This window comes from Micromonospora sp. NPDC000121, assembly GCF_042899165.1.
Classification (GTDB): Bacteria; Actinomycetota; Actinomycetes; order Mycobacteriales; family Micromonosporaceae; genus Micromonospora.
Genome location: NZ_JBIAZP010000003.1, coordinates 378,614 through 398,667 on the forward strand (window position 1 = coordinate 378,614; position 20,054 = coordinate 398,667).

Below are 20,054 nucleotides of genomic sequence, written 5' to 3' on the forward strand. Positions count from 1 at the left end.
CCGGGGCGGGAGTGGACGTGCTCAGTCGGCTGACCGCAGCTGAGGGGCTGCGATGAGGTGCAGTCATTACAGACCTGTAGTGACAGGTCCGCTAGAGGTTGATGACAAACGTGTTTCAAGTCACAGTGATGGTGGTTACGTTCCCGTACCGATTTGGTGTTCAGGCTGGAAGTCCGCCCCGCGACCTGTCATGACAGGGCGGCGCGGTCGTGGCATGCTGTATTCGGTCGATGGGGAAGGAAGTCCATGACGATGACGTACCGGCGGCTCACCCGGGACGGGAGCGAGCCGCTGTGGATGCAGCTCATGCGCGAGCTGCGCGGCCAGATCGAGGCCGGTGAGATAGCCCCCGACCAGCCGTTGCCGTCGGAGGCGGAGCTGACCGACCTCTATGGCGTCTCCCGCACCGTCGTCCGCGAGGCGCTGCGTGAGCTGGTCCAGCAACGGATGATCTACAAGGTCAAGGGGCGCGGCGCCTTCGTCGCTCCCCGCAAGACCGAGCTGCGCTTCGTCGGCTCCGTGTCCGGCTCCGCCGACGACCTGCGGGAGTCGGGCCGCCGGGTCACCACCCACACGATCAGCCAGAGCCTCAGTCCGGCGGACCAGCGCGAGGCGGACCTGCTGCAGATTCCGGTCGACGAGCCGGTCGTGCGGATGCGCCGGCTCCGGTGCGTCGACGGCCAGCCCTGGCTGCTCGTCGACACCGCGCTGCCGGCCCGGCTGGTGCCCGGCCTCGACCGCGCCGTTCTGGAGAACCAGTCGCTCTACGACGTGCTGCGTCGCCGGTACGGGCTCGAACCTGTCGGGGCCGACCGCTGGATCGAAGCCGTCTTCCCCGAGCCCGAGGATGCCGCCCTGCTCGAGGTCACCACCTCGACGCCCCTGCTCGGCATCGAGTCCGTGGCCTGGCTGCCGGACGGCACCCGGTTCGAGGCCTACTACGCACTGCACCGCAGCGACCAGACCCGCTTCTTCGTCGGTATCCGCTGAACCTCGGTGGTCGCACGCTCCCTCGCGTGGCTGTTCCCGCCCGCGCGCCGGAAATCCACCCGCGGTCATCGCTCGGACGATCGCGGGGGTCGGGCGGTCCGGTAGGTTTCGCAGGCCAGGTCGACGAGTTCGGTGAGGTGGGCGGGTCGTCCTTCCACCAGGCCAGCCGCCGGGCGGCGTACATCCTGCTCGACCGGTTCGTCGGGGCCCGCCTGCCGGGGTTGCGGGCACCGGCGGCGGCAACCCTGGTTCCTGCGCTGCGCGGGGGCCGGTGCCCCGGGGGTGCTACGCCGGGCCGGAGTCGGTTTCTCCTCTGGTCTGGTCGAGGCTGGTGAGCGGGAAGCAGCCGGTGAACGGGTCGTCGTAGGTGCGCCAGACGTCTTCGCCGTCGGCGAGTTCGGCGTCGGCGAGCAGGCATCGGGCAAGGGTGCGGTGCAGGGCGGCCGGGTCGAGGTCGAGGCCGACGAAGACCAGGTGTTGGTGCCGGTCGCCGTAGTACGGGTCCCAGTTCAGCGTGGCCGCGAGCCGCCGGTGGTCGGACACCTCGTCCCAGTGACGGTCGGGCAGAGCCGCCAACCAGCGGCCGAGGGAACCGAGGCCGAGGCCGCCGCCGGCGAAGTCCCAGGCGAGCACCGTCTCGGGCTGGCTGGCCAACCACAGGTGTCCTCGGGAGCGGATGACCTCGGCGTTGACCTCCTCGAGCACGTCGTGCAGCCGCCGGGGATGGAACGGCCGGCGGGCGCGGAAGACCACCGAGACGACGCCGCAGTCGGGCTGCGGCTCGTGCGCGCCGACGGTGCGGCCCTCGAGGCCCCGGGCCAGTACGGGCGGGGCCTCGAGGTGGTGCCGGCGGTTGCCGCGTAGCTGACGGGTCAGCGCGGCGGCGTCGACGAGATCGCCGTCGACGCGGACCTGCGTCGCCCACGGCACCATCCGATCCAACAGCACCGACAGCCGGCTCGTGTCGTACGCGCCCTCGCGCGACTGTCCCCAGAGGACGAGCGTGTCGGCGTACTCGATCTGCCGGACGATGACGTCGGCCAGCGCCCGGTCGTCGTTGTCGGCGGCGTGGATGCCGAGGGTCTTGAGGTCGTCGGTGCTGGCCAGACCGTCGAGGAGGTGCTCGGCGTCGACCACGGTCACGTAGGAGTCGACGTCGACCAGGTCGGTGAGTGGCGCGCCGTCGACGAGGTGGTGCGCGCAGACGGCGGCCACCGCCTCCGGCTCGACCACCTCCGGCAGCATCAGCACCAGGCCCCGGTGCGGTTGGGTGCGAGCCAGCCGGGCGAGGGTCGGCAGTGCGTCCTCCCGTAGGGCGCAGGAGACGCAGCCGTGCGTGAGGCTGATCCGCGCGTCCTCCAGCAGTCCCGAACCGTCGCGGACCACCCGGTGCACGGCGCCCGTGCCGAGGTCGGCGAGGTCGTGCCGGACCAGCAGCAGCGACGGGTCCGCCGCGAGCAGGGCGCGGGCGACGGCGTACGTCGCGGCTGGCCAGAAGCCACTGAGCACGGTCAGCGACGGGTGGGTGCCTGTCCGGGCGGCGGTGCCGGCCGGTGCCAGTGGAGACGTCGACATGAGGGGTCCTCTCGACTCTGTTGAAAACGGTTGTCATTATAGGCATGCGCCTGCCGCGGCCCGCCTGGTCGGCTCGCCTCCCGGCGCGCCCTGCCCCGCCCGGGAGTCGCGGGATCGGGTGGTGTAGAAATGAAAATGATTGTCGTTATGGTCAAAGGCTGATGTGGAGGAATAGCCGTGTCCCGACGCTGTGCCGTCACCGGCGCGAAGCCGAGCTTCGGAAACGCCGTGTCCCACTCCCACCGACGCACCCGCCGTCGGTGGAACCCGAATCTGCAGAACCACCGTTACTGGCTGCCGTCGGAGCGGCGGTGGGTACGCCTGACGTTGACCGCCCAGGCCCTCAAGACCGTGGACCGCAAGGGCATCGAGAAGGTCGTCGCTGAACTGCGGGGCCGGGGGGTGACGGTCTGATGGCGCGGCAGACCGACGTCCGCCCGATCGTGCGGCTGCGCAGCACCGCCGGCACCGGCTACACGTACGTCACCCGCAAGAACCGCCGCAACGACCCGGACCGGCTGGTGCTGCGCAAGTACGACCCGGTCGTCCGTCGGCACGTCGAGTTCCGCGAGGCGCGCTGACATGGCCCGTACGAACCTGCGCAACCGACAGGCCCGCCGGGCGGAGCTCGTCGCCCGCCACGCCTCGCGCCGCGCCGCGCTGAAGCGGACGATCGCCGCCCCCGACACCGACCCGGCCGTACGCGGCGACGCCGTCCGCCAGCTCGCTCGCCTACCCCGGGACTCCAGCCGCGTGCGGCTGCGCAGCCGGGACGTGATCGACGGCCGCCCACGCGGCGTGCTCACCCGGTTCGGGTTGTCCCGGATGCGCTTCCGCGAGATGGCGCTGCGTGGCGAACTCCCCGGCGTCCGCAAGGCGTCCCGCTGACCCGGTGGATGCGGTCGGCGTGACACCCGAGGGGCCGTTCGCCTGCCGAAACCGGTGACGGTGAGTGGCTTCCGCCCAGGTAAGGGATACCTCCAGGTGGCGAAGCCGGCCGGCGCGCTCCGTCCAGGTGTCGCGCCGGCCGGTCTTCGCGAGCCGGGGGAGCGCCATGCCGACGGGCGAAGGGCAGCGTCTCGCCCGTGCGGCCACCGCATCGACGATGGCCTCCGCGCCCTGAGGGAGGACCGTGTGGCGCCGTCCACCGTCCGTTCGACGGCTGCTCGGCCGAGGACCGGGATTCCCGCCGCGAGCAGTGGCTATGGTTGGTGCTGGCGAAATCGTCAAGCCCCACCCGGCCGGCGGGCTGCCGGTCGACGGCCGTGGTGGCGGGGGTCGTCAGGACGGGTCGGTGACCGGGGAAGTGGAGCGTCAGTGATGATCAGATCTATTCCCGGAGCCGCTCGGAACACCCGCCAGCGAGCCGAGGTCATCGCGCTGCTTGAGGAGTCCGACGAGTTCCGTAGTGCCCAGCGGCTGCACGCGCAGTTGCGTGACAGGGGCGCCGCCGTCGGCCTGACCACCGTCTACCGCACTCTGCAGGCCCTCGTGAACGCGGGAGAGGTCGACGCGCTGCAACTGCCCTCGGGGGAGCAGTTGTTCCGCCGGTGCAGCCGCGGCCATCACCACCACCTGGTCTGCCGGCACTGCGCCCGCACCGTCGAGATCGCCGGTCCCGCGGTGGAGGCCTGGGCCAGCCGCACCGCCGCTCGACACGGATTTACCGACGTCAACCACACCCTGGAGATCATGGGCACCTGCGGGACCTGCGCGGGAAGCTAGGAAATCCGGGAGCACCGACTCCGCGGCCACCCCCTGGGCTGGTCACCGTCCTTTCCCAGGATCGGCTCCCACTGTCCGTGCCGGGGCCTTCGGGCCTGCGACGGCGTCGGCGCGGTCAGCGGCTGGTGGTGTCCTCGACCGCCGCCCGGCCGGTGGCCTGCCGTGCCCTGCCTCTGTCGTGGTGGTCGGCGTGGAAGAGCGCTTCGGTCAGCAGCCGCTGCACGTGCACGTCGGCGGCGGAGTAGTAGACGAAGGTCCCCTCGCGCCGGCCCCGCACCAGCCCGGCGAGGCGCAACTTCGCCAGGTGTTGGCTGACCGCGGTCGGTGCCGCTCCGACCAGCTCGGCCAGGCAGGCCACCGACGACTCGCCCTGCAACAGAGCCCAGAGGATCTTGATGCGAGTGGGGTCGGCGAGCAGCCGGAACCCGTCGGCGGCGAGCTGGACCTGCTCGTCGTGCGGCATGCGGAAGTCCGGCAGCGACGTGTGCACGCGCCCAGCCTACCGCCAGCACGTGGATGCCTGTTCAGCTATCTGCGAAGCTGCGCAGGTATGCTGCCGCCGTGACAACGACATGGGAAGCGACCCGCATTCCGTCGGCGGTCCCGCCGCCGACCAGAACCCTCGCCCAACGACTCTGGGCGCTGCCGGAGGTGCGGTGGGCGGCAGCGGCCCTGGTGCTGTTCGCTCTCGGCGGCGCCGCGCAGCTCGCCAGCGCGCCGAAACCGGTGTGGTGGGCGCTCTACCTCGCCTGCTACACGGCGGGCGGCTGGGAGCCGGCGCTGTCCGGCCTGCGCGCGCTGCGCGAGCGGACCCTCGACGTGGACCTGCTGATGATCGTTGCGGCGCTGGGCGCCGCCGGGATCGGGCAGGTCTTCGACGGGGCGCTGCTGATCGTCATCTTCGCCACCTCCGGGGCGTTGGAGGCGTTCGCCACGGCGCGCACCGCCGAGTCCGTGCGCGCGTTGCTCGACCTGACCCCCGAGCGGGCCACCCGCGTCGGCGACGACGGAAGCGCGGAGACGGTCGACCCGACGCGGTTGCGCGTCGGGGACCTGATCCTGGTGCGTCCGGGCGAGCGTGTCGGCGCCGACGCCGTCGTCGTCGACGGGGCGAGCGAGGTCGACCAGGCCAGCATCACCGGCGAGCCACTGCCCGTGGACCGGCACCCGGGCGACGAGATCTACGCGGGCAGCGTCAACGGCACCGGCGCACTGCTGGCCCGGGTGCACCGCCCGGCCGGGGAGACCGTGCTCGCCCGGATCGTCGCGCAGGTGGAGCAGGCGTCCGCCACCAAGGCGCGCACCCAGATGTTCATCGAGAAGGTCGAGCAGCGCTACTCGCTGGGCGTGGTGGTCGCCACGCTGACGCTGTTCGTCGTGCCGCTGATGCTCGGCGCGGCCCTGCAGCCGACGCTGCTGCGGGCGATGACCTTCATGATCGTGGCGTCTCCCTGCGCGGTGGTGCTGGCCACGATGCCGCCGTTGCTGTCGGCGATCGCCCTCGCCGGCCGGCACGGCGTCCTGGTCAAGTCCGCCGTGGTGATGGAACGGCTCGCTGACGTCGACACCGTCGCCTTCGACAAGACCGGCACCCTCACGGAAGGCACTCCCGTGGTCACGGCGGTCCACGCGACCGGCGCGGCCCACGACGAGGACTCGCTGCTGCGCCTGGCCGCAGCGGCCGAACATCCCAGCGAGCATCCGCTCGCCCTGGCCGTGACAGCCGAAGCCCGGCGCCGGAACCTCGACGTTCCCGTTCCGCGCGACTTCACCGCCACCCCCGGCGTCGGCGTCACCGCGAGCGTCGACCGCCACCGGGTCCGCGTCGGCAACCCCACCCTGCTCGACGGGCTGCCGGCGTCCCCCCGACAGGAGCAGACCCGCGCCGCCGTCGAGGCGGCCCAGGCCGACGGGCGTACGGCCGTGGTGGTGGTGGTCGACGACGAGCCGGCCGGCGTCCTCGTCCTCTCCGACCGGGTACGCCCCGACGCCGCTCGCGCCGTCGGCGCCCTCGGCGCGCTCACCGGCCGGCCGCCCGAACTGGTCACCGGTGACAACCGCCGAGCGGCGGACCGGCTCGCCGGCGACGTCGGCATCCCCGTCGTCCATGCCGGACTGCTTCCCGCCGGCAAGGTCGAACGCATCCGCGCCCTGCAAGGGGCCGGACACAGGGTGCTGCTGGTCGGGGACGGGATCAACGACGCGCCCGCCCTCGCCGCCGCCCACGCCGGCATCGCCATGGGCCGGCGCGGCTCCGACCTTGCCCTGCAGACCGCCGACGCGGTGTTGATCCGCGACGACCTCACCGCGCTGCCCGCGGTCCTCGCGCTCGCCCGGCGGGCCCGGCGGGTCGTGGTGGCGAACCTCGTGATCGCCGGCACCTTCATCACCGTGCTGGTCACCTGGGACATCGTCGGCCACCTGCCGTTGCCGCTGGGGGTCGCCGGCCACGAGGGCTCCACCGTCATCGTCGGCCTCAACGGCCTACGCCTGTTGCGAAGTGCCGCGTGGCACCAGGGCGGCGACCCGCGCTGACGCCGGGCCGAACGCCTCCGCGTCGCCGTGCGTCCCGTCGGCCCGTCCGGGACGGCGGGGACGCACCGGTCGCCGAGTTCTGTCAGCAGGCCGGACGCGGGGAGCACGGGTCAGCGGTACCCCGGCGTCGGGCTCTGGTGGTCGTCGGCTGCTTCGGCTGCTCTCATCGCTCGCTGTCCGCGGGGTGTGTGTGCCGGTGGGCGGAGAGCTGGTCTGCCAGCAGGCCGGCCAGGGGCTCCCGCTCGCGCAGGCTGTCGAAGCTGCCCTCGGCGACGACGCGGCCGGCCTGGAGCATCACGACGCGGTCGGCTCGCATGATGGTGGACAGGCGGTGGGCGATCACCAGGGTCGCCCGCCCGGCCCGGGTGGCGTCGAGGGCCTCGGTGAGGTCGTGCTCGGTACGCGTGTCGAGGTTCGCCACGGCCTCGTCGAGGACGAGAACCGGCGCCTCGGTGAGCAGGGCTCGGGCGACGGCGACCCGGGCCCGCTGCCCGCCGGAGAGGGCGGCGCCCCGCTCGCCGACGGTGGTCTCCAGCCCGTTCGGCAGGCCGGCGGCGAACGCGCTGACCTGTGCGGCGTCGGCGGCTCGCCGCACGTCGGCGTCGGTGGCGTCGGGTCGGCCCAGGCGGATGTTGTCGGCGATCGACCCGGGGAAGAGATGCACGTCCTGGGGCACGACGGTGACGGTGCGTCGGAGGTCGGTGTCGGTGAGGTCGCGCAGGTCGACACCACCGACGGTGATCCGCCCGGCGGCCGGGTCGGCGTAGCGCAACAGCAGGTGGACGCAGGTGGACTTGCCGACGCCGGAGGCGCCCACCAGGGCCACGGTTTCGCCGGGTCGGATGGCGAACGAGACGCCCCGCAGCACCGGCCGGCCGGGCAGGTAGCCGAAGCACACGTCGTCGAAGACCACCGGACCACCGGCAGGTGCCGGCGCCGGGCAGGGCGGGCCGGTGACCGCCGCCTGGGCGCGCAGCAGGGTGTCGATGCGGCCGGCGGCGGCGCGGAGGACGCCAGCCTGCTTGAGCAGCAGCGCGACCTGGGCGGCGGGGCCGAGGACGGCGCCGGCGAGGACCACCGCGACCGGTGCGAGCGCGGGGTTCAGCCGGCCCGTGTCGACACCGTCGGCCACGACCAGCAGCGCGCCGACGCCGGCCACGGCCAGCAGCGCGTCGACGAGCGCTGTCTCCAGACCCGCCCGGGCGGCGTTGGCCCGCTGGGCCCGGCCGAGCTGCCGGGTCCGGGTGGCCAGGTGGGCGCGCCGCCGCTCCATCGCCCCGAAGACGGTCAGCTCCCGCAGGCCCTGCACGGTGTCGACGATGTCGGCGGTCAGGTCGGCGGTCGCGTTCCGGACGCGGGTGCCGTACCGGTCGGCGTGGCGGCGTAGCAGCCAGGGCACCACCGCGACGAGGCAGGCCAGCGGCAGCACCACGGCGGGCAGCCACGGGTCGATCGACGCGGCGAGCAGCGTGCCGGCGGTCAGGACGACGGTGGCGGTGAGCAGTTGCGCGATCGTGTGCGCGAAAAGCCATTCCAGCGTCTCCACGTCGGACAGCGCGACGGTGGTGAGGTCGCCGGAGCGCCTGCCGGCCAGTCCGCCGGGCGCGAGGCGGGTGATCGCGTCGTAGACGCGCAGCCGCAGGTCGGCCAGGACGCGGTAGGCCAGGTCGTGCGAGACGAGCATCTCCCACCAGGTGGCCGCGGCGATCACCGTCACCAGCCCGCCGAGCACCGCCGCGACCGTCTCGACCGGTGTGGGATCTCCGGTCACCGCCCTGCCGAGCAGCCACGCGCCGAGCACCGCTGCGCCGGTGGTGGCGAGCTGCCCGACGAGGTTCGCCGCCAGGGTCGCCCAGAAGGCGCGGGAGTGCCCCGCGATCGCCGGCAGCAGCCGCCGCAGCGCGCCGGGCTGCCAGCCGCCGGGCCTGGGCTCCGCGCCACCGCCGGTCGGCGGGTCGGCCAGGTCCACGTCGGCTGCGAGGTCCGTCGTGACCATCAGGCCACCTCCTGTGTGTTGACCAGGTCGGCGTACGCGCGGGTCGTGCGCAGCAGATCGTCGTGGCTGCCGGCGGCGGTGACGCGGCCGTCCTGCATCAGCACGATCCGGTCGGCGTGCCGGACGCTGGCCAGGCGATGGGCGATGACCAGGCAGGTGCGCCCGCGCGTGGCGTCGGCGAGCGCGGTCACGACCTCCGCTTCCTGCCGTCTGTCCAGATGGGACGTGGCCTCGTCGAGGACCAGCACCGGGGTGTCGGCGAGTAGCGCGCGGGCGATGGCCAACCGCTGCCGCTGCCCGCCGGAGAGGGCGGCGCCGCGCTCGCCCACCGGGGTTCCGTACCCGTGTGGGAGGGCGGCGACGAAGTCGTGCGCGCCCGCGGCGCGGGCGGCGGCCTCCAGCTCGGCGTCGGTGGCGTCCGGACGGGCCAGGCGCAGGTTCTCCGCCACCGTGCCGTGGAAGAGGTACGTCTCCTGCGCGACCACGGTGACGGTCCGGTGCAGCGACTCCCGGGTGAGCTCCCGCAGGTCGACGCCGTCGACCGTGATCCGGCCGGTCTGCGGGTCGAGGTGCCGCAGCAACAGGTTGGCCAGGGTCGACTTGCCCGCACCCGACCGGCCGACCACCGCGACGGTCTCACCGGGACCCAGCCGCAGCGTCACGTCCCGTACCGCCGGAGACGGCCGGTCGGGGTAGCGGTAGTCGACCCCCTCGAAGGCGACGTCGGGGCCTGCGGTGAACCGGCGGTCGACGCGGCCGGTGTGCACGACCGGGGCCGGCGCGGTGAGCAGGTCGGCGAGGCCGTCGACGGCGGTGACGCCGAGGTAGCCGGCGTGCCAGTGCGCGCCCAGGTCGCGCACCGGCCGGAAGCACTCCACCGAGACCAGCAGCACCAGGAACACCGTGGCCGCGCCGGCTCGGCCGCTGGTCGCCGCCACGGCCGCGGCGACCGTCGACGCGGCGAGCCCGGCCTGGATCAGCAGGGCGCTGATCCCGCTCTCGACCAGCGACAGCCGCAGCTGCGCCATGGTGGTGACGTGCAGGTCGCGGCTGCGCACCTCGATCCGGTGGCGCATCCGGCCAACCGCGCCGAAGGCCCGCAGCGTCGCCGCCCCCTGGAGGGTGTCGAGGAAGTCGGCGGCGAGCGCGGTGAAGGCCGCCCACCGTCCCCGGCCCCGCCGCAACAGCGTGGCGTCCCACACTCTCGGCACGGTCAGCACCAGCAGCACGGCGGCGCCGAGCAGCGTCGCGGCGACCGGTTCGACGGTGGCCAGCCACGCCACCAGCACGGTCGGGACGGTCACCGTGACCAGCACCTGCGGGACGTAGCGGCTGTAGTAGGCGTCGAGCCCCTCCACGCCGTCGACCAGCGTGGCCTGGGTGCGCCCGGTGCGCGCCCCGCTCAGCCAGGCCGGGCCCAGCTCGGCCAGCCGCGCCACCAACCGGTCCCGCAGCCGGGCCCGGATCCGGGCGCCCGCCGTCGCGGTCGCCACCTCCCGCCACCACAGCAGCACCGCGCGGGCCGCGATCACCGCGAGCACCCCGACCAGCAGCGGGGGAGCGGCGTCGAGGTCGCGTCGTGCCACCGCCGCCAGCGCCGCGGCGAGCAGCAGCGCCTGGCCGACGTACGCGGCCGAGACCGCCACCCCGAGCGCCGCGCATCCGACGACCGGTCCGGCGACGGCCCCGCCGAGCCGCACCAACTCCCGGTGGACGATCATGTCGCCTCCAGCGGGGCGTCCGCCAGCGCCCGGACGGTGCCGGTGTGCGCGTCGGTGAGCACCCGGCCGCGTACGCCGAAGACGTCGGCGAGCAGGCCGGGGGTGACCACCTCGGCGGGTGGCCCGTCGGCGGCGACCCGGCCGCCGGCGAGCGCCACGACCCGGTCGGTGAACCGGGCGGCATGGTCCAGTTCGTGCAGCACGGTCACCACGGTCAGGCCCCGCTCGGCGTGCAGCCGGCGGACCAGCGACAACACCTCCAACTGGTGCCGTACGTCCAGGAAGGTGGTCGGCTCGTCCAGCAGCAGCGCCGGGGTCCGCTGCGCCAGCGCGAGCGCCAGGCGGACCCGCTGTCGTTCCCCGCCGCTGAGCGTGTCCACCTCCCGCCCGGCCAGCCCGGCCACGCCCGCCGCCTCCAGCGCGGCGGCCGATTCGGCGTCGTCCGGGCGCCACAGCATCCCCAGCGGCCCCCGGTGCGGGTAGCGGCCCTGGGCCACCAGTTGCCGTACGGTCATTCCCGGCATCGGCGGTAACTGCTGGTGCAGCACCGCAACCTGCCGTGCCACGTCCCGCCGACGCACGGCGTGCGCCGGCAGGCCGTGCAGCAGCACGCGCCCGCTCTCCGGCCGGTCCGCCCCGGCGAGCAGCCGCAGCAGGGTCGACTTGCCGCAGCCGTTGCGACCCACCAACGCCACACACTCGCCCGGACGCACGGCCAGCGACACCCCGTCGAGCACCAGCCGGTCCCGGTATCGGTACCGGACCTGCTCCGCCACGAACACCGGTTCCCTCACGACACCTCCACATGTGACGAGCGGCGCGCCACGACGACCAACGCCACCGCTCCCAGCAGCGCGGTCACCGCACCCGCCGGTACCCCCAGCCGCTGCCCGGCCGACCCGGACTGCACCACCACCGTCAGCACCTGGGCGAGCGCGTCCGCGCCCGCGACCGCCGTCGCCCCGAGCAGCGCGACGGCCGGCAGCGCCCGACGCAGGTCCGCCCCGCACATCGCCCGAGCGACGTGGGGCACCACCAGCCCGACGAAGGCCAGCGCGCCAGCCAGCGCGACCGCCCCGGCAGCCAACGCCACCGCCAACGTGAGGCCGACCGCCCGGGCCGGGCGGGGTGGCACACCGAGGGCGGCGGCGTGCCCGTCTCCCGCGGCCAGCACGCCGAGCGCCGCCGAGCACAGCCAGGCCAGCAGCAGCGCGCCGACGAGCCACGGCCAGGCGGTCTGCACGTGTGCCCAGACCCGCCCGTCCACCGCGCCGACGAGCCATCGCATGGCGTTACCGAACCGGGCCGGCTGGTACGCCAGCAGCAGGGTGGTGACCCCGGCCAGTGCCGCCGATCCGAGCAACCCGTACGCCGCCACCTCGGCCGGCGAGCCTCGCCGCGCCAGCAGCCACATCAGCGCACCACCGAAGGCGCCACCGGCCAGCGCCGCGACCAGTCCACCGACCGCCGAGTCCGCGGGAACCAGCCCGAGCTGTACCGCGGCGAGCACGCCGAGCACCGCACCGGGATTGACCCCCGTCAGCTCTGGGGCCGCCAGCGGGTTGCGCAGCACGGTCTGCAACAGCAGCCCGGCCGCGCCCAGGCCGGCACCGGCGAGCAGCGCGGTGGCCAGGCGGGGCAACCGCAGCTCGAGGACGATCCGCTGCTCCAACGCGTCCAGGTGCGGCCAGTCGACGCCGCGTCCGACGGCCAGTTCCGCGACCGCCGCCAACAGCAGCGCCCCGACCGCCCACCACCACCTCACGACGCGCCCCGGCGCGCCAGCATGACCAACCCGGCGACGATGCCCACGGCCGCCGTCCACGCGCCGAGCGGCGTCTCCGCCGGGGCGAAGACGTGTCGGGCGGCGAGGTCGGCGACCGTCGTGAACAGGGCGCCGAACGCCGCCGCCCACGGCAGCAGGAGCCGCGCGTCCGCAGCCGGGCGAAGCCACCGGGCGGCGTGCGGCGCGACGAAGCCGATCCAGGCGATCGGCCCGCACGGCCCCACCACCACGGCCACCAGGACGGCGGCGAGGCCCAGCACGGCCACCCGGGCACGTCCCACCCGCAGTCCGACGGCGGCCGCGGCCTCGTCACCGAGCCGGAGCGCCCCCAGCGCGGGCAACGCCAGCACGGCCAGCGGCACGCAGGCCAGCAGCCAGGGCAGGGTGAGCCTGGCGTGGTCCCACGTCACTCCCGTGAGGCTGCCCACCAGATACCGGAACAGCGTGTCGTACTGCAGCCGGTCGGCGGCAGCCAGCACGGCCAGCAGCACCGCCTGCAACGCGGTGGAGACCGCCGCGCCGATCAGCAGCACCGCCCCGGGACCTCGGCCGGCGCCGGCGGCGGCCAGACAGATCGCGCCGCCGCACAACGCTCCGACCAGCGCCACCGCCGGCTGGAGCGCCCCCGGGACCGGCAGCGCCCAGACCACCATCACCGCTGCGGCCAGCGCTCCGCCGGTGGACACACCCAACAGCTCGGGCACGGCCAGCGGATTACGCAGCGCCGCCTGCATCAGCAGTCCCGCCGACCCGACCGCCGCGCCACCGGCAACCGCGAGCAGCAGCCGGGGCACGCGCAGCTCCCACAGCACCACCCGAGCCACGTCCGCCTCGGTGGGCAGGCCCACGCCGAGGGTCAGTCCGACCACGCCGGCCAGGGCCGCCAGCAGCGTCAACGCCGCCGGCCGGCGCAGCATCGGCCGGACCGCAGCGGTGGCCAGCGCGGTCATGCGGTGGCCCTGGCGACCGCCTCGTCCAGGATCAGCCCCAGCGCCCGGGTTCCCCGGCCCGAGGCCCACAACTCCGCCGACACCTCGTACGCCCTCCCCTCACGCACCGCCGTGATCCGCTTCCACACCGGGTTGTCCGCGTACTGGGCGGACACGGTCTTCGCGTCGGGGCCGAACGTGAACGACTGGATGAACACGATGTCCGGGTCGCGGGCCAGCACCTCTTCCACGCTGTACGCCTGCGCGGTGTCGAAACCGCCGCCCTTGTTCGGCCAGGGGTAGTCGAACACCTGCGACAGCAGGTGGCCGAGGAGGTCGTCGGAGGTGTTGACGCCGATGGACGTTCCGCCGTACATCGCCAGGGCGGTCGTCTTCCTCAGCCCGCGCTCGGTCGCGCTGGCCCGGGCGGCGGCGAGCCGGTCCCGGAACGTCTGCTCGGCGGCCGCCTGCTGGGCGCCGCGGTCGGTCAGCGTCGCGACGTCGCGCAGGTAGCGCACCGAATCCTCGTACGTCCTCACCTCGATCAGCCACAGCGGCGCGAACTTCTCGACCGCCGGCCGAAGCTGGTCGTGCACACCGGCGAGACCCATGACCAGATCCGGCTTGGCCGCGGCGATCGCCGCCACGTCCTCGTTGCCGAAGGTGCCCGGCAGGGTCGGCACCACCCTGCCCTGCTCGCCGAGGTAGTCGGGGCGGGTGAGGAGCTTCGGGGTGGTGGTCGCCGTCGGCGTCAGGCCCAGCTCCACCAGCGCGTCGTCGCACAGCCCGGTGAGGCACACGATCCGCTCCGGCTTCGACCTGAGGCTCACCGTCTGCCCCCGCACGTCGGTCACGGTCAGGCTGTGCGTCACCGGTTCCACGGGCGGTGCGGGTGGCGCGGGAGCAGCGGCGGTCTGCGGCGGGGCGGGAGAGCCCGCGCAGCCGGCCAGCGCGGCGCCCGCGGCGAGGAGGGAGGCCAGAGCCAGACGCAGTCGTGTCACAACCATGCACTTTCCGTCGAGGAGCGAACCCGGTAACGATAACGGTTGTCATAAGCATGTCGGGTGTGGGGGTCGGGCCACCTCGGCCGCGGCTCCCGGGCGCGGCTGTCGACTGTGGTGGCGCGTCGGCCGAACGCGAAGCATTGACGTCGCGGACCGTGGCGTGGTGTGCTCGGGGCGTAACGCTAACGACAACCGTGATCGTTAACGTGCGTGAGGAGGAGCATGTCTCTCACCGTGCCGCCGAGCCTGCTGCAGGCCGCCGAGTCCGGGCCCGTCGACGACGAGGCGTTCGTCGCCTGCGTGCGCGACTCGCTGCCGTACGCCTGGCAGACCGTCAGCCGCGTGGTCGCGGACCTGGAGTCGTCCGACGCCGAGTTCGCCGACAACGTCGTCCCGCCGCCGACCGAGACGGAGCGCGGCCAACTGCTGCGCGCCCTGGCCAGCGACGCCATCAGGTCCAGCCTCGAACGCCACTTCGGCGTCAAGCTGGCCTTCCAGAACTGTCACCGGGTCGCGGCATTCCGGCTGTCTGCCGTCGACTCCGACACCTACCGCCGGTTCGTGTCCCTGCGCGGCCAACTGCTCAACCAGTCTCCCGAACTGCGTGACTGCTGACCCGACCGCCGCCCGGCGGGCGGGACGGGGCGCCCGGGCGCACCTGTTCCTGCTCGCCGGGCACCGTCGCGGCGGCACCCACGCCCAGGCCCTCGCCGACGCCCTCCACTACGGCCGCGCCGCGGAGGCCGCCGGGTACGCCGGGGCCTGGATCGCCGAGCACCACTTCATCTCCTACGGTGTCTGCCCCTCGGCGATCACCTTCGCCGCCCACCTGCTCGGGGCCACCCGGACCATCGAGGTCGGCACCGCCGCGTGCATCCTGTCCAACCGGCACCCCGTCGCGCTCGGCGAGGAGGCGGTGCTGCTCGACGAGCTGTCCGGCGGCCGGTTCCGCCTCGGCGTCGGCCGCGGCGGCCCGTGGGTGGACCTCGAAGTGTTCGGCACCGGTCTGGACCGCTACCACGACGGCTTCGGCGACGCGCTGGACCTCCTGGCGCGGTGGCTGTCCGGCGCGCCGGTGGTGGCCGGCAATCGTCGCTTCCCCTTCCGGCCGGTGCCGGTGGTGCCGCAGCCTCGACGTCGCATACCGGTGTGGGTCGCGGCGACCTCGCCGCGGACGGTGGACCTCGCCGCGCGGTACGGCCTGCCGCTGCTGCTCGGCCTGCACGCCGACCTGACCGAGAAGGCGAGCATGCTCGACCGCTACGCAGAGGTGGCTGCCGCACACGGCCACGACGGGCGACGCGTCGGCCACGCCAGCGCGCACCTGGCATACGTCGCGGATGGCGACGAGCAGGCGGCGCAGGCCGTACGCGCCGGGCTCCCGCCGCTGCTGGCGGGCACCCTCGAGTACGTCCGACTCGACGATGCCCCCGCCAACCGACGGGACCTGGTCGCCTACGTCGACCACCTGATCGACATCCACCCCGTCGGTTCGCCGCACCGCTGCCGGGACGCGATCGACCGCGCTGCCGGCCTGCCCGGCGTACGGCACCTGCTGCTCATGGTCGAGGCGGCTGGCGGACGTGACCGCACGGTGGACACCATTCGCCGCATGGCCACCGAGGTCCTCGACCTGCCTGACGCCGCAGCGCGGTGCGAGCACCCGCCACCCGGAGGATGATGCGCGACGCCTCGCGGCGCTGCTCCGGCATGGCGGCCGGGCAGCGCCACGCCGGGCGCCCGGGTGACGGCGAGTTGCCGCCGGGCGGCGGCAGCGTCCACTACAGTACGGCTCGTGGAAACGATTGCCGTTAGCGTTGGGGTGGGGTGGCGGCGATGAAGGTCGCGTTCGTCGGAAAGGGCGGCAGCGGCAAGACCACGCTGGCCGCGCTGTTCGCCCGTCACCTCGCTGAGCGGGGGCGGGCCGTACTCGCTGTCGACGCCGACATCAACCAGCACCTCGCGGTCGCCCTCGGCGGGCCGGCGCACGCCGCCCCGCCCATGACGCCGCTGGGCGAACACCTGCCCGCGATCAAGGAGTACCTGCGCGGCGGCAACCCCCGCATCGGCTCCGCCGCTGAGATGGTGAAGACCACCCCGCCGGGGACTGGCTCGCGCCTGTTGCGGGTGGTGGAGGACAACCCGGTCTACACGGCGTGTGTCCGGACGGTCGGTGGAGTGCGAATGGCGGTGACAGGGGAGTTCACCGCGGAGGACCTCGGCGTTGCCTGCTACCACTCCAAGGTCGGCGCCGTCGAGCTGCTCCTCAACCACATGCTCGACGGTCCCGGGGAGTACGTGGTGGTGGACATGACCGCCGGCGCCGACTCGTTCGCCTCGGGCCTGTTCACCCGCTTCGACCGCACCTTCCTGGTCTGCGAGCCGACCGTGCGCAGCGTCGGCGTCTACCGCCAGTACGTCGGCTACGCCCGCGACTACGGCGTGGCCCTGTCCGTGATCGGCAACAAGGTCGAGGACGCGACGGACGTGGAGTTCCTCCGCGAGCACGTCGGCGAGGACCTGCTGACCTGGGTGAGCCGCTCGGCCTACGTACGACGAGCCGAACGCGGCACGGTCGGCCCGCTCGACGAGCTGGAAGCGGTCAACCGGGCAGTGCTGGAACAGTTGACCGGCACCGTCGACGGCACCGTCCAGGATTGGGCGGCCTTCACCCGGTGGGCGCACGAGTTCCACCGGCGCAACGCCGCCGCATGGGCCAACGACCGCGCCGGCGTCGACCTCACCACGCAGATCGATCCCGAGTTCCGGATGGGACCGCAGACGCTCAGCGCTGTCACGCCCTAACCCTCGCGGTCGTGGCGCGCCCGAGTCACCCGTCGGGTCGAGTTCCGGCCACTCGTCCGCGCGCCGAGGGGCCGGTGACGGCAGGAGGGCTCCCGGCCACGGCCGGGAGCCCTCCGGTTCGCTTCGCTGGCGGATCAGTAGACGGTGACGCGGTAGGCGTTGACCGCCTCGCGTACCGGCTGGTAGAAGGTGGTGCCACCGGACCGGCAGTCACCACTGCCGCCGGAGGTGATGCCGAGCGCCTTGGAGCCGTCGTAGAGCGCGCCACCGGAGTCGCCCGGCTCGGCGCACACGTTGGTCTGGATCATGCCGCTGACCCTGCCGCCGCCCGAGCCGACGTAGCGGACCGAGACGTTGAGCGCGGTGACCGTTCCGCTGTGGGTGCCCGTGGTCGACCCGCTCCGCTTGACCGACTCTCCGACGTACGCGTCCGCGACCGTGAACCCGCCCGAGTGGCTCAGCGAGGCGTTGTCGTAGCGGACCAGCGCGTAGTCGTTGCCGGGGTAGCTGGAGCCGACGGTCGCCCCGATCAGCGTGCTCTGGCTGGAGTTGGTGTACCAGGTGTTCGCCACGTTCCCGCAGTGCCCGGCGGTCAGGAAGTAGTAGGTGCTGCCGCTGACGACGTTGAAGCCGAGCGAGCAGCGGTAGCCGCCGCCGTAGATGGCGTCACCGGCGCCCAGCAGCGGCTTGAAAACTCCGGAGGCGCGTTCGACCCGGACCGCGCCGGCCCTGTCGCCCGCGCTCTGCCTGATCTTCGCGATCTCGGCGCTGGTGACGGTGCTGTCGGCGGTCACGACGACCCGGCCGGACGCCCCGTCCACGTGCCAGGCGATGCCCTCGACGCCCGACCGGTCCACCGCGTCGCTCACCTCGGCGAGCTGGCGGGCGGTGTAGTCCTGAGGGGATGCCGACGCGGCGGTCGGCTGCGTGAAGGCGGCGGTGGCGAGCATGCCGACGGCTACGGCCAGCAGTTGGGCGGATCGGGCGACGGGACTGCGGGAGAGATTCCGCTTGATCCTCACTGTCTCCTCCTAGGGAGTGATGGGCCAGGTGGGTGGTGGCCCCGGTGAGTCGCCGTTGGACGCATCGCCGGGTCGGACGATGCCGCCTTCTGGCGCACCCCGCCGTCAGTATCGTCATGCATCGATTGGTTTGCAAGATGCAACCTCATCGATGTGTGGGTCATGGAGGGCACGTTCACACCCCCAGAAATCCCCACATCAGAACACGTTCTGTTCACCGCCCGTTCCGGGCAGCGTCAGGCCGGGCCGTTGGGATGTCGAGGAACAGTGCCCGACCTGCCCGGAAGGCAACGCCTCATGTCACAGTCCCCATTCGTGCTACCCCGCCGTCGCTTCCTCGCCCTGGGCGGCATCGCCGCGGGTGCGGCGGTCCTCGCCGCCGAGCCCGCCTCGGCGACCTCCACCGCCTCGGACAGCCGGGTCACCCTGCCGGGCTACGTGTTCACACTCGGTGTGGCGTCCGGCGACCCGACGTCCGACGGTGTGGTGCTCTGGACCCGCCTGGCGCCGGACCCGCTCGCCCTCGACGGGCTCGGCGGCATGCCCGACCGCCCCGTCCTGGTGCGCTGGGAGATGGCGGAGGACGAGAACTTCCGCCGGGTGATGCGTCGCGGCGTCGAGCGCGCCACGGCCGACTGGGGATACTCGGTGCACGCCGAGGTGCACGGCCTGCGGCCGGACCGCGTGTACTGGTACCGGTTCCGGATCGCCGACCAGGTCAGCCCGGTGGGCCGTACCCGCACGGCACCGCGCGCCGGGACCGCGCTCCAGTCGCTGAGCTTCGCCTTCGCGAGCTGCCAGGCCTACACCGACGGCTACTTCACCGCGTTCGAGCACATGGCCCGCGAGAACCTGGACCTCGTCGTCCACCTGGGCGACTACATCTACGAGGGCGGCGGCGCCGGCTCGATCGGCCGCGCCCACTACCCGGCCGTCGAGACGTTCTCCCTGACCGACTACCGGATCCGGTACGCCCAGTACAAGCTCGACCCGTCGTTGCAGGCCGCGCACGCCGTCGCGCCCTGGGTGGTGGCTCCGGACGACCACGACGTGGAGAACAACTGGGCCGGTGACCACTCCCAGCCGGACACCGAGCCGGACCAGGACCCGGCCGTGTTCCGGCTCCGCCGGGCCGCCGCGTACCAGGCGTACTACGAGAACCTGCCCCTGCGGGCGTCGTCGATGCCGCAGGGCCCGGAGATGCAGGTCTACCGGCGGCTGCAGTTCGGCGACCTCCTGCAGCTCGACGTGCTCGACACCCGTCGGTTCCGCGACCGGCAGCTCACCGACGCGTCGCTGCGTTGGGACCCGAAGCGGCAGATGCTCGGCGCCGAGCAGGAGGCATGGCTGCTGGCCGGGCTCGCCGCGTCAACCGCACGGTGGAACGTGCTCGGCAACCAGATCTTCGCCATGGAGGCCGACCACACCGCCGGCCCGGGCGAGCGGTACGGCATGGACACCTGGGACGGGTACGCCGCCGCGCGCCAGCGGCTCTTCGACGGCGTGGCGGAGCGGAACGTCGAGAACTTCCTCATCGTCACCGGTGACGCCCACCGCAGCGTGGCCGCCGATCTGAAGCTGGACTTCTCCGACCCGGGATCGCGGACGATCGGCACGGAGTTCCTCGGCACGTCGATCAGCTCCGGCGGCAACGGGACCGACCACGACAGCCTCGGGGTGACCTGGCTGGCCGAGAACCCGCACATGAAGTTCCACAACTCCCAGCGCGGTTACCAGGTGTGCCACCTGGGCCGCGACGAGATGCGCACCGACTACCGGGTGGTGCCGTTCGTCAACGCTCCGGGCGCGCCGGTGTCGACGCGGGCCAGCGTCCACGTGCAGAGCGGACGGCCCGGGGTGGCGCACGTGTCCAAGTGACGGCGTGATCGAGCGTGGCGGGCCGGTCCGACGGCGCGGGACCGTCGGACCGGCCGGCCGCTGCCACTCGACACGCATGGCGACCCGA

The 20,054-nt window shown here is 73.4% G+C and carries 19 protein-coding genes; 10 read left to right on the forward strand and 9 right to left on the reverse strand.

Going from position 1 to position 20,054, the window contains the following annotated elements:
• The first annotated feature begins 246 nt into the window (after positions 1-246).
• Entirely contained in the window at positions 247-990 is a 744-nt protein-coding gene (locus tag ACFY23_RS12240; protein ID WP_350679982.1) for a GntR family transcriptional regulator, read from the forward strand.
• A 285-nt stretch (positions 991-1,275) separates the two neighbouring features.
• Here the strand turns inward: ACFY23_RS12240 and ACFY23_RS12245 are convergent, their stop codons facing one another.
• The gene (locus tag ACFY23_RS12245; protein WP_350679980.1) at positions 1,276-2,565 is read right to left on the reverse strand and encodes a GTP-binding protein; all 1,290 of its coding nucleotides are present in this window, start codon (positions 2,563-2,565) and stop codon (positions 1,276-1,278) included.
• 177 nt (positions 2,566-2,742) lie between these two features.
• Between ACFY23_RS12245 and rpmB the strand changes: the two genes are divergently transcribed.
• The 4 genes from rpmB to ACFY23_RS12265 all read left to right on the forward strand — a co-directional run bounded on the left by rpmB (position 2,743) and on the right by ACFY23_RS12265 (position 4,290).
• Positions 2,743-2,979 carry a 50S ribosomal protein L28 gene (gene rpmB / locus ACFY23_RS12250; RefSeq protein WP_350679978.1) on the forward strand — a complete coding sequence of 79 codons (237 nt, stop codon included), beginning with the start codon at positions 2,743-2,745 and terminating at the stop codon, positions 2,977-2,979.
• Positions 2,979-3,146 (forward strand): 50S ribosomal protein L33, encoded by a 168-nt coding sequence (rpmG, locus tag ACFY23_RS12255; RefSeq protein ID WP_013287204.1) that lies wholly within the window; start codon positions 2,979-2,981, stop codon positions 3,144-3,146. The genes rpmB and rpmG overlap by 1 nt, the downstream gene beginning before the upstream one ends.
• 1 nt (position 3,147) lies before the next feature.
• Positions 3,148-3,453 (forward strand): 30S ribosomal protein S14, encoded by a 306-nt coding sequence (gene rpsN, locus ACFY23_RS12260; RefSeq protein WP_350679975.1) that lies wholly within the window; start codon positions 3,148-3,150, stop codon positions 3,451-3,453.
• Between the two features lie 432 nt (positions 3,454-3,885).
• Entirely contained in the window at positions 3,886-4,290 is a 405-nt protein-coding gene (locus ACFY23_RS12265) for a Fur family transcriptional regulator (RefSeq protein ID WP_350679973.1), read from the forward strand.
• A gap of 115 nt (positions 4,291-4,405) precedes the next feature.
• Here the strand turns inward: ACFY23_RS12265 and ACFY23_RS12270 are convergent, their stop codons facing one another.
• A complete protein-coding gene (locus ACFY23_RS12270) occupies positions 4,406-4,753 on the reverse strand; it encodes an ArsR/SmtB family transcription factor (RefSeq protein WP_387037298.1) in 348 nt (115 codons plus the stop codon).
• A 98-nt stretch (positions 4,754-4,851) separates the two neighbouring features.
• On the opposite strand from ACFY23_RS12270, the gene ACFY23_RS12275 reads away from it, so the two are divergent.
• Positions 4,852-6,825 carry a heavy metal translocating P-type ATPase gene (locus tag ACFY23_RS12275; RefSeq protein ID WP_387037245.1) on the forward strand — a complete coding sequence of 658 codons (1,974 nt, stop codon included), beginning with the start codon at positions 4,852-4,854 and terminating at the stop codon, positions 6,823-6,825.
• 163 nt (positions 6,826-6,988) lie between these two features.
• Here ACFY23_RS12275 and cydC read toward each other — a convergent pair whose 3' ends face one another.
• The 6 genes from cydC to ACFY23_RS12305 are packed head-to-tail and all read right to left on the reverse strand — an operon-like array spanning position 6,989 to position 14,258.
• Positions 6,989-8,821 carry a thiol reductant ABC exporter subunit CydC gene (gene cydC / locus ACFY23_RS12280; protein ID WP_350679969.1) on the reverse strand — a complete coding sequence of 611 codons (1,833 nt, stop codon included), beginning with the start codon at positions 8,819-8,821 and terminating at the stop codon, positions 6,989-6,991.
• On the reverse strand, positions 8,821-10,542 hold the full coding sequence (locus ACFY23_RS12285) for an ATP-binding cassette domain-containing protein (RefSeq protein WP_350679967.1): 1,722 nt from the start codon (positions 10,540-10,542) through the stop codon (positions 8,821-8,823). The genes cydC and ACFY23_RS12285 overlap by 1 nt, the downstream gene beginning before the upstream one ends.
• On the reverse strand, positions 10,539-11,336 hold the full coding sequence (locus tag ACFY23_RS12290; protein ID WP_350679965.1) for an ABC transporter ATP-binding protein: 798 nt from the start codon (positions 11,334-11,336) through the stop codon (positions 10,539-10,541). Before ACFY23_RS12290 ends, ACFY23_RS12285 begins: the two co-directional genes overlap by 4 nt.
• The gene (locus ACFY23_RS12295) at positions 11,333-12,307 is read right to left on the reverse strand and encodes an iron chelate uptake ABC transporter family permease subunit (protein WP_350679963.1); all 975 of its coding nucleotides are present in this window, start codon (positions 12,305-12,307) and stop codon (positions 11,333-11,335) included. The genes ACFY23_RS12290 and ACFY23_RS12295 overlap by 4 nt, the downstream gene beginning before the upstream one ends.
• Positions 12,304-13,278: an iron ABC transporter permease gene (locus ACFY23_RS12300; RefSeq protein ID WP_350679962.1), complete on the reverse strand. Its 975-nt coding sequence runs from the start codon at positions 13,276-13,278 to the stop codon at positions 12,304-12,306. The genes ACFY23_RS12295 and ACFY23_RS12300 overlap by 4 nt, the downstream gene beginning before the upstream one ends.
• Entirely contained in the window at positions 13,275-14,258 is a 984-nt protein-coding gene (locus ACFY23_RS12305) for an ABC transporter substrate-binding protein (RefSeq protein ID WP_350679961.1), read from the reverse strand. The genes ACFY23_RS12300 and ACFY23_RS12305 overlap by 4 nt, the downstream gene beginning before the upstream one ends.
• A gap of 225 nt (positions 14,259-14,483) precedes the next feature.
• Between ACFY23_RS12305 and ACFY23_RS12310 the strand changes: the two genes are divergently transcribed.
• From ACFY23_RS12310 to ACFY23_RS12320, 3 genes are all read left to right on the forward strand, one after another.
• Positions 14,484-14,876, forward strand: a complete 393-nt coding sequence (locus ACFY23_RS12310; RefSeq protein WP_350679960.1) for an SCO5389 family protein — start codon at positions 14,484-14,486, stop codon at positions 14,874-14,876.
• Positions 14,866-15,942, forward strand: coding sequence for an LLM class flavin-dependent oxidoreductase (locus tag ACFY23_RS12315; protein ID WP_350679959.1), 1,077 nt, complete (start codon positions 14,866-14,868; stop codon positions 15,940-15,942). Before ACFY23_RS12310 ends, ACFY23_RS12315 begins: the two co-directional genes overlap by 11 nt.
• A gap of 155 nt (positions 15,943-16,097) precedes the next feature.
• On the forward strand, positions 16,098-17,066 hold the full coding sequence (locus tag ACFY23_RS12320) for an AAA family ATPase (protein ID WP_350679957.1): 969 nt from the start codon (positions 16,098-16,100) through the stop codon (positions 17,064-17,066).
• 134 nt (positions 17,067-17,200) lie between these two features.
• Here the strand turns inward: ACFY23_RS12320 and ACFY23_RS12325 are convergent, their stop codons facing one another.
• Positions 17,201-18,088, reverse strand: a complete 888-nt coding sequence (locus tag ACFY23_RS12325) for a S1 family peptidase (protein WP_350679955.1) — start codon at positions 18,086-18,088, stop codon at positions 17,201-17,203.
• Between the two features lie 297 nt (positions 18,089-18,385).
• On the opposite strand from ACFY23_RS12325, the gene ACFY23_RS12330 reads away from it, so the two are divergent.
• Positions 18,386-19,966, forward strand: coding sequence for an alkaline phosphatase D family protein (locus ACFY23_RS12330; protein ID WP_350679953.1), 1,581 nt, complete (start codon positions 18,386-18,388; stop codon positions 19,964-19,966).
• Positions 19,967-20,054 lie beyond the last annotated feature (88 nt).